General features: G+C 31.1%; 14 protein-coding genes. 7 read left to right on the top strand and 7 right to left on the bottom strand.

Going from position 1 to position 13457, the window contains the following annotated elements; translation table 11 throughout:
• Nucleotides 1-1319 precede the first annotated feature (1319 nt).
• The 3 genes from POF52_RS25370 to POF52_RS25360 all read left to right on the top strand — a co-directional run bounded on the left by POF52_RS25370 (nucleotide 1320) and on the right by POF52_RS25360 (nucleotide 3570).
• Nucleotides 1320-1796: a hypothetical protein gene (locus POF52_RS25370; RefSeq protein ID WP_176585967.1), complete on the top strand. Its 477-nt coding sequence runs from the start codon at nucleotides 1320-1322 to the stop codon at nucleotides 1794-1796.
• A gap of 444 nt (nucleotides 1797-2240) precedes the next feature.
• The gene (locus tag POF52_RS25365) at nucleotides 2241-2726 is read left to right on the top strand and encodes a C1q-like domain-containing protein (RefSeq protein ID WP_176585968.1); all 486 of its coding nucleotides are present in this window, start codon (nucleotides 2241-2243) and stop codon (nucleotides 2724-2726) included.
• A 346-nt stretch (nucleotides 2727-3072) separates the two neighbouring features.
• Nucleotides 3073-3570, top strand: coding sequence for a hypothetical protein (locus POF52_RS25360; protein WP_271996005.1), 498 nt, complete (start codon nucleotides 3073-3075; stop codon nucleotides 3568-3570).
• A 94-nt stretch (nucleotides 3571-3664) separates the two neighbouring features.
• Here POF52_RS25360 and POF52_RS25355 read toward each other — a convergent pair whose 3' ends face one another.
• Nucleotides 3665-4234, bottom strand: a complete 570-nt coding sequence (locus POF52_RS25355; RefSeq protein ID WP_176585969.1) for a kinase — start codon at nucleotides 4232-4234, stop codon at nucleotides 3665-3667.
• A gap of 519 nt (nucleotides 4235-4753) precedes the next feature.
• On the opposite strand from POF52_RS25355, the gene POF52_RS25350 reads away from it, so the two are divergent.
• A complete protein-coding gene (locus tag POF52_RS25350) occupies nucleotides 4754-4885 on the top strand; it encodes a hypothetical protein (protein WP_016766729.1) in 132 nt (43 codons plus the stop codon).
• Nucleotides 4886-5573: 688 nt separating this feature from the next.
• On the opposite strand, the gene POF52_RS25345 is transcribed toward POF52_RS25350, so the two are convergent.
• The 6 genes from POF52_RS25345 to POF52_RS25320 all read right to left on the bottom strand — a co-directional run bounded on the left by POF52_RS25345 (nucleotide 5574) and on the right by POF52_RS25320 (nucleotide 11722).
• The gene (locus POF52_RS25345; RefSeq protein ID WP_211079277.1) at nucleotides 5574-5957 is read right to left on the bottom strand and encodes a hypothetical protein; all 384 of its coding nucleotides are present in this window, start codon (nucleotides 5955-5957) and stop codon (nucleotides 5574-5576) included.
• A 173-nt stretch (nucleotides 5958-6130) separates the two neighbouring features.
• Nucleotides 6131-7189, bottom strand: coding sequence for a phosphotransferase (locus POF52_RS25340; protein ID WP_098197440.1), 1059 nt, complete (start codon nucleotides 7187-7189; stop codon nucleotides 6131-6133).
• A gap of 5 nt (nucleotides 7190-7194) precedes the next feature.
• Nucleotides 7195-8370 (bottom strand): carboxylate--amine ligase, encoded by a 1176-nt coding sequence (locus tag POF52_RS25335; RefSeq protein ID WP_098450046.1) that lies wholly within the window; start codon nucleotides 8368-8370, stop codon nucleotides 7195-7197.
• A 15-nt stretch (nucleotides 8371-8385) separates the two neighbouring features.
• Nucleotides 8386-9672 carry a glycosyltransferase family 4 protein gene (locus tag POF52_RS25330; RefSeq protein WP_271995996.1) on the bottom strand — a complete coding sequence of 429 codons (1287 nt, stop codon included), beginning with the start codon at nucleotides 9670-9672 and terminating at the stop codon, nucleotides 8386-8388.
• Nucleotides 9669-10325 carry a PIG-L deacetylase family protein gene (locus tag POF52_RS25325; RefSeq protein WP_098450048.1) on the bottom strand — a complete coding sequence of 219 codons (657 nt, stop codon included), beginning with the start codon at nucleotides 10323-10325 and terminating at the stop codon, nucleotides 9669-9671. Before POF52_RS25325 ends, POF52_RS25330 begins: the two co-directional genes overlap by 4 nt.
• 578 nt (nucleotides 10326-10903) lie before the next feature.
• Nucleotides 10904-11722 (bottom strand): YncE family protein, encoded by an 819-nt coding sequence (locus tag POF52_RS25320; RefSeq protein WP_098450049.1) that lies wholly within the window; start codon nucleotides 11720-11722, stop codon nucleotides 10904-10906.
• A gap of 292 nt (nucleotides 11723-12014) precedes the next feature.
• On the opposite strand from POF52_RS25320, the gene POF52_RS25315 reads away from it, so the two are divergent.
• The 3 genes from POF52_RS25315 (at nucleotide 12015) to POF52_RS25305 (ending at nucleotide 13375) form a co-directional block, all read left to right on the top strand.
• Nucleotides 12015-12239 (top strand): hypothetical protein, encoded by a 225-nt coding sequence (locus tag POF52_RS25315; protein WP_223272403.1) that lies wholly within the window; start codon nucleotides 12015-12017, stop codon nucleotides 12237-12239.
• Nucleotides 12240-12375: 136 nt separating this feature from the next.
• Complete coding sequence (locus POF52_RS25310; protein ID WP_271995991.1) at nucleotides 12376-12909, top strand: spore coat protein; 534 nt, start codon at nucleotides 12376-12378, stop codon at nucleotides 12907-12909.
• Between the two features lie 37 nt (nucleotides 12910-12946).
• Entirely contained in the window at nucleotides 12947-13375 is a 429-nt protein-coding gene (locus tag POF52_RS25305; protein WP_098450051.1) for a spore coat protein, read from the top strand.
• The last annotated feature ends 82 nt before the right edge of the window (nucleotides 13376-13457 follow it).

The following is a 13457-nucleotide window of genomic DNA, read 5'->3' as shown; positions in this document are numbered from 1 at the left end:
TAGAATATTCTACATAATTTTTTGTTCTCAAGAGAGAAGCTGTTGAAATTATTTTCAATAGCTTTTTCCATATACGAATAGGTCTGTGTTTACTAAGGATTTGTTTCTTTCGTTTATTAACATTACTTTCATCGTCTTCGCGACCATGATCTCCACCACCGTAACCATTGCCAGCGCCACCATCTACGAAAAATCATGTGTTTTCACTCCTATATGTTTATACCTTTAAAATATGTACAAGGGATGAAAGTGTTCATTTTGAAGTTAGAAAACTTCTAAAGGCGTTTTCGAGCATTATCATATAATTACGTTTCATTGAAAGAAAAAAGCCACTGACTAGGTTCAGTGACTTTTTTCTTTTGTTCATGGATGGACGCTTCCTTGGGTTTTAGGGATTCAATACCATCATTCTCATAAATAGTTTACTATCTGTTAAGCGTTTTTCTAGATTTAGTATTCAAAACGTTGAATCCAACAGTGCACATCTTTCTGATTTGTCGCCATTAAATTTCTGGTTTTTGAAAAGGTGTTTCCTCTCAAATACGCAGCTTTTTATCTATCGTAGATTCGATAGTATTCTAAGGGCGTTTGAATGAAAGATGTATAAACAAGTGCACCTTTCATAAACATGTTAGCCCAAGAAAATAGTACTAATAAAAAATAGGATATTATCTGTAGTTATATATTATTTCCTTAAAAGCATTTTATAATTACTTAGTCGTTAAAAAACGATTCCTAGGTAATGGGGGGGCCAGTAAAACGCAGAATTTTGTTTCTAGATTATATTTTTCCTTGGATTACTTTATAACTACCTATAAAACACATTAATAAAATTATAAAAAATTTGTCAATTATAAGGTGTTTTTAATTTATATTAAAATATAAATATTTTTTGTTTGATATATACCACCAAAGACAATTAAAAAAATACTAATTTATGATAAGTAAATGGTAAAATATCTATGAAAAATTAATGGTTCTATCATTTACTCTAATTGATGACAAATTAGAGATTTTTCTACAAATAAAGTAATAATTAAAATAAATTTATACAAAGTAATTTTTATAATATTTATATAAAAGTAAGAAGATTATAGATATATCTTAATAAAAGTTAATTATTAAATTTTATTAAGTAATAAAATAATATTTAATGTGATTTCTTGATAAACTATCTATTAATTTTTATTATCATATTTATAGTTATTGGAAAATAATCCACGAATATAGGACGTATACAAAATGTATTTGAATAGATGGCAGGAACATAAGGACCAAGTGCTGAATATGTATACAAATTGTATACACGAGGTGATGAGGTGGGAAAACTAGATAAGTATGCTCGTCAATCAAGATCAAAAGAATCGAGTAAAGTGTTACCGATTCGATTGCCAGAAAGTATATATGAGCAATTTCGAGAGCGTTGTGATGAGTTAGGGCTATCAATGTCGGAAGCTGGGTATTTACTCATCAGGGAAGAGTTAGAAGAGAATCTATACACAACGACTACAAATGAAGTTGCTGCAACTACAGGACGAATACAAAAATCTATACAAGATGAGAATACACCGTATATAAAAAAAAATACAAATAGCGCTTCTTCTTTTTCTAGTCGCTGGACGTCAGCTCATTATGAGGTTGAAAATGAACTACCTTGTCCTTTATGCTACCAATGGTACAGTAAAACTAACTTTGCTCGTCATGCCAAGAACCATAATACAACTACAAAAGAGCTCTTAGAAAATAACAAAGAGTTTATTTTTCAAATGATAAAAGAACGTAAACACAATGCGTAACAATAACGTAAGAGGGTTTTTGCATATGCATACCCTCTTGCTCGAAAGTAAAGTGGAAGAACGGATTTATTCCTTGTAACATAAGTATTTATGAAGATATAGAAGAATTTCGAAAGCAGGGCATACTTGTTTTTTCTTACTTAGGGGGTTAAAAAGTAAGTTATTTATTGAATTCACAGAAATTTAGCATAACTGGACAAGCACAAAAAGAAAGGAATTTTGTATATATAATAAATTAGAAGGAATCCAATTGAGGTCTATTTTTTACATTTAACAATTGATATTGGTAACAACGTTTATCATAGCTTGATGGGGTTGCTATTGCAGAGAATGCTAAGAAAAGAGTATCAAATTAGTATTTTTGCCTATAGTAGGCTAAGAATACTAACCCTTTTTCTATAAAGGAATAAACTATATAAAAATACAGGAAACGGGGTTTATGAAATGAAAAATTATTATATTCCTCCTAATTATGAGGGAGTATATAGACCGTATGTTAACGATGTAAGAGCAGGAGCTTCTGCTTTTAGAGCTATTAATAATGTAGATATTCCTCTCCAGGCTAACAGTGCTAACAAGGTTCGTTTTCAAACTGAACAATATGATTTGGCAAATGAATATGATCTAAATACCTCTACTTTTGTCCCGAGAGAAAGTGGAGTATATTCCCTTTCATCCTCAGTTAAATTTAACCCTTTTAATAGTAGCCCATATAACTTAGATATAGTTTTTCTCATAACCAACAAGGGAGAAACTGAAGGAAGAGATAATGAAGCTTTTGCAGCAAAAAGACCAGGAATTATAACAGCAAGTGAAACCTTTTGGTTAAATGCGGGAGATCAGGTTGTAGTAGGGATGAGAAGTAGCATTGCTGGCATGATACAAGGGGACGGCAGTACAACTTTTTCAGCAGTCAAAGTATTTCCCTAAACAATATGAATTTTAGTTTAAGCTTAATTTTATTTGACCTATTATCTCCGAGTAAACCTTCTTTCTCCTATATAAAAACGTCTTTAAATTGATGAATAGAATAATTTCTATACTACTTATACATTTCTTTGAACTGTTCAAGCTTGTTAATTTTACCTTTCCCCCTTATATAATTGCCTTGTAAGTTATTAACCCTTTTTTTAATAATTCATACTAAATGAGAAAGTTCAATTTTAAGATCTATCTAGAACTCAACGCAGATGTATTAATATTTTCATTAGTTTAAGAGGAAAATATCTTTTAAATATATCATATAGTCAAACTTTTAGAGAAAAGAGGAGGAAAAGTGGTAAGTGCTATTTTGCGTGATGAAGATATAAAGTCCATTAATTTGTGGATAACGAAGATGAGGCGGTATAAAACACAAGATACGGAGTGGATGACTAAAGCCGCAGTAAGGACCTTAAAATTAGATTATAAAATAATTGGATATGGATACGAGCGGGTCACTTATGATCTTCAAAATGGATATGTATTAAAAGTTGCCACGTCAGAGTTAGGACTTAAAAGTAATAAAAATGAATTTATAATATATAAGTACTGTCATGCTAAGTTAAAAGAACATCTGTGTCCGGTTAAGGAAGTCGGATATGGGTGGATTATAATGAAAAAAATGACAATCTCAGTACCTAGAACTGAAGAGTATGATAACCAATTAAAGTATTTAAAAAAGAGGTTTAGACAATATGGAGTAAGACCTAAAGATTTAGTAAGACCTAATTTAGCTTTAACAAAGAAAGGGAAGATTGTCTTTATTGATTATGGGGACTTTACATTAAAGTGAAAAGGATATCCTATAAAATTAAAAGATTAATATTAGCTTTTGTTTTTATGGATTATCCTTTCACTACTATCTGCATAATGAAATAATAATATCTTTACTTATATTTTTTCCATTCATCATAGACGGATGGACGAATTTCTCTTGCGAATTTCAAAAACTCATCTGTTAACCCTAGTTTTTTTAATCCTTTTAATAATTTAACAGGTACAGGTTGGTCAGAAGTAAAAGCCCTTTTATGATCGATAACTTTTAAATCTCCTAACTCGTTGATTAACACATGGCGTATTTCTGCATCATATCTAGTGAACCCTAATTTTTTTAGTTCATCCAACATGTTTAAAATCTTCTCAACTAGAGGCCTTGTTAACTGTCCGTGCTTTTTTAGGTATCGTGCGAGTGAGAATCCTTTTATATATTCCATAACTATAAAGTTTGCACCATATTGATAAAGACGTGGCATTACTGGAGATGATTGGCCTCTACGCAGTGCTTCCAATTCTCTTTGTTGTGTTTCTTCTTTAAAAAAAATTTTAATACACCGATCAGATGTTAGTTGATAAACTATACCATCTGCTCCGTTCCCGATTATTTCATATTCTTTTAAGTCTTCCTTTTGAATAACCTTATTGGGTTTATGAATGATTGTTGGTGAAAAATCTTTCAAATCTATTCCTCCTAAAATGAAGAATCATGTTTTCAAAATCTGAGCTGGTGATTTCTTCATTGTTATTACTATTAGGTAACATAAATGTTAATGACTTGAACCTTCTACTTATAAATGTATAAAAGATTCATTAATTTACTTAAGTTAGCATTTAGAAGAGTATCTTATGACTCTTTTTCTATTGAACTTCAGGATATATTTCCCGAGGGAGAAGTGAGTTTTCTTATTTTCTCATATTTTATATCTTATTCTTGGATTAATAAGATGCTTGGATTCTTGTCCGTTAATTAGAAAATATATTTTGTAGTGTAAATTAATAATTCTAGCTGATGTTAATTGTCTTGATAATCTGTTGACTTATGATTTGTTATTTGGTGTTATTAAAGAAATTCCTAAATATTTATTTTTTAAATGTTATTTTAAATAAAAATTTTTTTTGGAAATATGGTACAAGTACCCTTTCCGATTGCTTGTTTTTACATATAATATTATTAAAATTGGAAGAGAGGTGCTGTTATTATGGGTTACAAAGAATACTGGGACGAGGAAAAGAATTCAGAAGAAGTTTCTTCTAAAAAGAAAAAAAAGAAAAGTGAGCACAAAGGTTCTGGTGCAACGGTAAGAATTATTAGTTTGTGGAAAAAAGGATAATATTCACATTCATATGTCTTTTTTTATGTAACTATTAATAGAAGCTACATAACCATTCTTTCAAGCCTAATGAAGGAATGGTTATGTAATTTTATCTGGAATATATTTAATAATAAAGGGTGTTATTTCCAAAGAAAGTAATAAAACAGTAGGAATTACTTTAAAACTTATAGATACTACTGATTGTTAAAATATTAAATCCTTAAGGTTTGGATTCTCACGAATACTAAAGAAAAGTTTAGAAACCAAGAGACATATTATGAGTAACTAATCACTCTTTTAATTGACTTAAATAAAAAGGTTAGGTGTAATCCTATTAAACTAACTATACACAAACTGATTTTCTAATAAAGATTCCTACATAACTTACCAAAGCACAAAACATTACTGTAATTAAAGACATACATACTTAGGGTCTATTTTACAAACGGCTATGTTACTAGAGGAATTAGTAAAGTTTCATAATACTATTTTTAGGAAACGTTATGTGGTATTGCTGCTAACTTATTGAAGCTATATAAAGATTGCTTCTTTACATTTTTGAGACAAATTAGATGAGTCAAACATCAATGAATATGTATAATACTTAGGTGGAAAATATCCCTTTATTAATCGTGAATTGTGATTAAAAAGGGATATTTATTTAGAAATTTAATTGAATTTTATTTGAAAATTAAAAAAGGATTATTTACGGATACATTGTATCGTAATCTGTGCTTTTATATTTACATTTATCCTTTTTGTGCTTGTACTCGTCTTTTTCTTTATATTTATCTTTTTTGTCTTTAGACTCGTATTTGTCTTTTTTGTGCTTGTACTCGTCTTTTTCTTTATATTTATCTTTTTTGTCTTTAGACTCGTATTTGTCTTTTTTGTGCTTGTACTCGTCTTTTTCTTTATATTTATCTTTTTTGTCTTTAGACTCATATTTGTCTTTTTTGTGCTTGTACTCGTCTTTTTCTTCATATTTATCTTTTTTGCACTTACAGTCATGTTTGTCTTTGCTAGCGTCATGGATGACTTTTAAATCGTAATGCTGGCCTTCTTTTTTGTTCTTATAAGATTTACTCATATTGCTTTCCTCCTTTCATATTATATTCTATTTTTTTACAGTAAAATTGCTTGTACTATACGGAAAAATATTCAACATTACAGCCTATTTTTAAATTTTTCCGGAGAGTCATTTTTAAATGTCTCTCCGGAAAAATTGTTATTTATAGATATTGATAACTTACTTTTTATATATCAATCTATTCCTAATTCCCTACCCCAAATTGCTACTTTTTCCAGATGATAACCTAGTAACTCGCCTCCACGGTTATCAAATATTCTTCGTAATTGGGTGTGCAATCCTTTTTCTAATGTTCTTTGTAAATAAGCCATTTTGTAAAGATCTCTTGGATCAGTTTTAAATTTAATTCCATGCTTTTTCATTTCGTTAACGTAAGTTACTATACAATGATTTCGAATTTCTTCGGCGTATTTTTGCCAATCTGCTCTGAATCCTAATAATATTTCTACTAAAACTACCATATCAAACCATGTTGGAGCATATCTTGCTGACTCCCAATCGATGAACTGAATATTCCAGGGATAATCTTTGGTAACATCTTTACTACATATATTTTGCATGTGAAGATCTCCATGTGTAAGAGAAGAACCACTTTCCAGTATTTCAGGGAAAAAATCCGGACCTTTACTATATAGTTTTATTAAGGGCTTATAATAAGGTTTTATTAAATCTTTTGTTCTGTCATCGCTAACTGCCTCATCGAGAAAAACGACCGTTTTTTCAATGTGTTTTTCTCGTTCCTTTCTTGCTGATGCGGAATCATAAGTTGGAAGCCAAGAACTCCAAGCATCATTATATTTTTTGAATTTGTCTTCGAACGTGCGAGCATGAAGTTTAGCAACCGTGGGAATAATGTAGTCTAAATGTTTTGGGGTAAATTTTAATTGACCGCGTATTTGATTAACAAATTCCATAAATACCCAATCCTCATTTAGATTCCTTTCTATGAGGTAAATTTGAGGTAAAAATTCTTTCAGCAGTGGGTGGAGTTTCTTATATATATTAATTTCAACTTCATTTTTTTGAGTTGTTGAACTATAGACCTTAAAAATAATTGGATAGTAACCACTTTTTTTTCGAAGTAATAATTTATATATGCTGCTTCTTTTGGTTGATTTCAGACACTCTATTTTAGTTGGATCAATGATAACTTTTTCGCCCATGGAATAAGAAAGCTTTTCGGAAATCTTTAATTTCGTAAATAGTTTGTATAATAATTTAGGTTCATACACAATTTTCATTCCTTCCTTTGTTGTTTCCAAGCGTTAACCAAGTGGGAACATGTACTTCTAATAAATGGCATTGGGTCATTCCATGCAAATAAGGCGAACTCTTTTTTTCCTTGAAAACCTTTATAAAAATCAATAAAACTCATTTCTTTTCTTTTTCTTTTTTGAAGAAAAGTCAGATAATATCTTACTAGATATATCCATTTAACCCCGTCTATTTGATAGAAGATGGGCTCGGGATTTTGTTTAGTTAAATATAAATAATACATATACACAAAATTAATACCAGAAGGTTCTGTTAAGCTGTGTGTTAGCCAGAAACGTGGATTTATTTCAATGAATTTGTAAACACCATCTCGAGGATCCTTTTTGAATTCAGCCATACCAATGCCTTTAAGTCCAATTTCTTCAAAAAAGGGTAAAGATATATCAAAAAGCTCTGGAACTCGCTTACTTATAATATGTGCACCCGTTCCAAACTCTGCAGGAAATTGGTGATTTTTTTGTAAGGAGAATAATGCCATTAATTTCATATTGTCATCGTAGAAAGTAGCGACTTTATAAAAGCAATTATCATCTCCAGGAATAATTTCTTGAATGAGTAGCTTTCCATATTCCCTATAGATCTGGTAATCAGCTTTTAATTGATCTAAATCATTTATTAAGATAGCTTTTTTGTTAATATTTTTTCTGAATTCATGGCCAAGAACTGGCTTGAGGATACAAGGAAAATCAAGATTAGCAATCGCTTCTTCAAAGTGGTCTTCATTTTCCACGATATATGTTTTAGGACATGCGATATTATGCTTTAAAGCCAATTCATATGCCTTCTCTTTGTCCAAAACTTCTTCAATTAAGGAGTGGTCAGGAAGTAAGAACAAAAAGTATTTAGACAATTCTTTGCGGTTTTTTGAAATGAAAACAATATAATCATCAGAACCTGCGTACAATACAGGTTTTTTTCCTATACTTTTGGAAAGATTGATTAAAAACGTAAGCAATTCATTTTCTTGGGTTAAAGGGTTGGGGCATATATCACAAGTCGCTAAACGGGATCTTCCTATCTTATAAGCTCTCTCTGTATCAAAAGCATATATTTTTATTCCTTTTTTAGATAAACTTCGGATTATTCCAACCCCATTTGCACTCAAATCAAGTACAACTGCACAATGTTCATGTTTCATAAGGTTTAGCCACCTTTAAAATTTATTATATATACTTTCTATTTTTCTTATCATTCCATCTGTGGTTAAGTGTGTCTTGGCAAAATTGAATGCATTAGTACTAGCTTTATCTCGAGCTTGTTTATTAACAATGAAAAATCTTAATGCTTGTGCTAGTTCTTCTGTATCCCCAGGTTCAACAACGATTCCTGTTTTACCATGTTTAACAATTTCTGGAATACCACCGCAATTTGTTGAAATTATTGCCGTCCCACTATGCATAGCCTCAATAATCGCAATTGGTAAGCTATCGTTAATTGTTGGAAGTACAAAAATGTCTGTTTTGCTTAAAATATAAGGTACATCGTCTCTTGAACCTAAAAAATTCACCATAGGTAAATCTAAGGAATGCACTTGTTTCTCTAAAGCTTCCCTCATTTCACCATCGCCAACTATTAATACTTCAACATTATTTGTATATTGCCTAATATGTGATAATGCACTAAGTAAATAGTTATGCCCTTTTCTTGGTCCTAATCTAGCGACACATGTAATTACAAGCTTTTCTTGGGGACCCAGCTTTTTCTTGTAGTATTTTTCTGGATAATTAATACCTGTTATTACTGTTGTCATTTTTGCGTGTTTTGCTCCTAATTCTGTTAATGAATCACGGAATGAGTCACTAAGAATAATGAGCTGACTAGCAAACTCTATTGCTTTCCTCTCTAGCTCTTTATAGTAGGTTTCTTCAATAGAACCCTTTTCCATTAAATTGAATTTTAATCTTTTAAAAGTGAACATTCCATGAGGGGTGAAAAATAAAGGCTTGTTGTAATTTGCATTAAATCTTCCTAGAATATTTGCTGTAAATATATCCTGTGCATGAAAGATATCGTATTTCTCCAAATCCATTTTTTGAAGCATCTGTTCATATACATATAAGAGACGACTATTAGATAAGATTTTTTTATCATAACTTCCATATCTTCTAAGGAAGAATTCTTTTAATTTAGGGGTAATATGCACTCGTAAATTTTTTACTGTTGCACTAGGAAATAAATTAGGGGAGATAACGTCAACCTTGTGACCTTGTTTTTTTAAACCTTTACTAAGCTCTGTAATATAATTGGATAATCCTCCTATATGAGGGTAGTCCCAAAATGTAGCGATTAATATAGTGAGTTTCTTTTTGGAGGGCCGTTTTTGAGGGCTTTTCTTTGTTCTATAGTCTTCCCTAACTTTTACTGGCGGGAGGTTAGGTTTATAGTATTCATCCATTTTTTCAATGATATAAGGATAAGGGAAAATAAGATCTGTTATCATTTCCAAACCCTTCTTATCACTTCAAAAGCTTCTGCATACGGCACACCAATAGTCATGCCTCGAACTTTGCCTAGATGTTTAACTCCCTCGTAGGAACGGGGGTGAGGGAAATTTCGCATTTCAACGTCATAATATTTAAGTGCATTAATCTTAGCATCAATATTACTTGTGATATCAACAAAATAATTCGGTTTAAATAGGTTATCAGAAGTTGAGACATTCCATTCACTAGAGGATACAGTTTCAAATGTAATTAACTCTATTGGTTCCTTATTAGGGAGAGGTCTAGTTGCTGTTAATACTGCTTTAAATGTAATTTGATGATCAATATTTAGATCGCCATAATGATGAGTAAATATTTTACTAGGTTTATATTTTTCAATCAATTTTTCAATTTCCTTCGTTAATAAATGAAGAGGAATTGATTCTAACTCTAAATTGGGATGCCCAAGGAATATCACTTCATCAATACCAAGCTGCTTGTTTGCAAGCTTTCCTAATTCTTGAATGTGGTGTGCTTCTTCTTTTCTTCCTAAAGCCACAACGATTGAAATTACTTGATGGCCTTCATCTACAAATCTTTTTAAGGTTCCTGCTGTTCCTAATAGTTCATCATCAGGATGGGCTCCAATTACTAATATACAATCTCTCATTTTCTTTCCTCCTGGTTCCGTATTATATTTAATATATGAGGTACTTGTACTTTTAGAAACTGTCATTGGCGGAGACTAATAGTTATAAATTTAGAAATTTCCTCAATGACAGTAACCTAGAACGATTGTATATTTTTTAATTTTTACATAACAAATAATTATGAGTGGAAAAAAGGAGGAAATTGAAAAACGTTCGTTTTTAAACAATTGTTTAAGTGATATATATAGGTGCTTTTTTATAAGCACTAAATTAACACGAAAAATATGTAATTTTTCTTGGTTATCCCTTAATTAGTCTAGGAGCACACAAAAAAAGCCAGGGCTCTCCAAACCTATGGCTTTTTAATCCACTTACATAAAAATTAAATTTAATTTTGGCGCGAATCTTATAGTATAGTAGTTAACTCTTATTTACTTACTATATCCAGAGATACGCTGCTTAAAAAGGAATTTTGTGATACCAATTTAATGGTATTTTAATACAAATATTATCAATATACTTATAATAACATGCCCAATTTTATATATTTTTGTCTAATCATTAAATTGTTACTCCTTATAAATTTTATAAGGTTAGATTATTCTAAAGAAAGGTCCTCATCGATGTTAGCCATAGGAGATGTTACTGGAACAGTAGCAACTACAATATTAGTTAGTCCATCAATTACAGAAATTGTATTTTCTGCTTCATGTGTCACATAGATCTGATTATTGGATGAATTAACCTCTATACCTGTAGGCTGATTTCCTACAGGAATAATAGCCATTACAGTGTTTGTTATTGCATCAATTACAGAAACAGTATTACTTCCCTTATTTGAGATATAAATTCGATTAGTGGCCGAATTTATACCTATACCAGACGGTTGAGATTCTACTAAGATCGTGGAAATTACAGTATTAGTTAACCCATCAATTACAGAAACGGTATTCTTAAATTCATTTGTTACGTAAATTCGATTGATATATGGATGGACATCTATATCAGTTGGGTAAGTTTCTACTGAAATCGTGGAAATTACAGTATTAGTTAACCCATCAATTACAGAAACGGTATTACTTCCCCTGTTTGAGATATAAATTCGATTGATATATGGATTGATCCCTACACCGGCCGGTTGAACTCCTACTGGAATGATAGCAATTACAGTGTTAGTTGCCCCGTCAATTACAGAAACCGTTTGGCTCCCCCCATTTGTTACATAAATCCGATTGTTATTTGGATTCCCATTTAGGCTAACTGGCTGATGCCCTACAGGAATAGTAGAAACTACATTATTTGTTGTTGCATTAACGACAGAAATTACGTTATTATTCTCATCTATTACATATAGCTGATCGTTAGAAGCTCCACTATCGCTAAAATTAACATTTATTTTTTTTGCTTTCTTCGCCATTTTCACCAACTCTTTTCATAATTACTGTAAGAAAATTGTTGAAAACATAAGGGGAATATCTTATGTATAAATATATGATATTATTATTTTTTTATTATTCAAAAAAAAAACTTGACCTTATTATAAGATAAATTTCTCCACATATACTTTTACCCCTATATTGGATATGATATACCCCTGGCATCATTTTAAAACTTATAATATTTGGAAATAAAGGTCGAAATCAGGAGTTTCCTTTTGTGCAGTAAATACATATAGTATTATGGCAAATATCATGAAAGGAGCAGGTAACTTGAATAATTCAAACCAAAAGCCCGGGGAAACCCCTAACAAACTTATGGAATTAATGATGCTAAACATTCTTCAAAAACACGGTATTACAAAAGAGAATGTTAAAGGGAAAGTAACTGATGAACAAAAGCAACTAATCTTCGATTTATTAGAAGAATTAAAACAGCAATCCGGTTCACTTGTTGATAGGGCCAAGTCCAATTCTCCAAAAACGAAACCAAAGTAATTCCGTTTCTTCTTAAAAGCGCCTTTTTTAGGCGTTTTTTCTATTTTAAAATTGGACATAGGCTCATAGGGTTTAGCCCAATCTTATTCATTCAAAAAATCATATATTATTTCATATAAGGAAAGGAGTGTTAATCATGCCAACTCATAAACGCTATGAGTCTCGTGAAGTAAAGAAAAGAAGTAAAAAGAAACATTCTGATCATGACCACAAAAGTCGTTTCGAATTAGAAGAGGATGATCATTTTTCCCATTTATTTGAAAGCGATGATCATTTTGAGGACGAGAGTAAAGAGGATGCAGTTATTGAACAAGAAGCAGATGCATTTTCATTTGTAGATCAAGAATCTACTGAATTAATTTGGATTAAGGATTCATGTGACATTGAAGTTACTACAACAGATACTCAGGTAGCTGTGCAGCTTCAAGTTGCTATCCAAGTAGCTCTTGGAGTAGTAATTTCCATTCTTTCCGCGAATGTTGCAAATTCTGAAGTTATAGCTCAGGACTTACTAGCACACGCTAACATTGAGCAAACTAACAAACAAAAAATTGTCATTGTAAATTCAAAAGATGTCAAAATTACAACAACTGATGTAGATGCTGCTGTAAACATTCAGGTAGCAGTTCAAGCACTAATTGCAGTATTTGTTTCTGTCCTTAGTTCTTAATTCTTATTTAATTAAAATTTTAAAGAGGTGAAATAGTATGGGTGAACAAAAATGGAGAGCGCTGGACCATTGTAAAATTGGAACACATAATGGAGCAGTTATCGATCAGGATGCAGATGCAGTAAGTTCAGTTGAACAAGAATCTTTTGAATGGATTATTGTTAAAGATTCTGAGGGTGTTGAAGTAAACACAACAGATGCACAAGTAGCGGTACAACTACAAGTTGCTATTCAGGTAGCTATTGCAGCAGTGGTAGCCATCCTCACAAGTAATGTCAATCAGGGTGAAATTGTAGCTGAAGAAATGACAGCACTATTAGGGACTAAACAACGCAATAGTCAAAAAACAGTTATCGAAGGCTCAGTAAATGTAAAAGTTAATACAACTGATGCGGATGTGGCTTTAAATATTCAAGTGGCCATTCAAGTGTTAATCGCAATATTTGTTTCTCTACTTAGCTCATAATTATGAGTTATTTTTTTAACGCTACAAACTAAAATAAAGAGATAATCGTAATAATCTTGGATTTTTTTATCTATTAAGAGGT

Origin of the sequence: Priestia sp. AB, from assembly GCF_028369225.1 — a bacterium.
Classification (GTDB): domain Bacteria; phylum Bacillota; class Bacilli; order Bacillales; family Bacillaceae_H; genus Priestia; species Priestia megaterium.
This window is presented reverse-complemented; position numbering and strand designations above follow the sequence as displayed.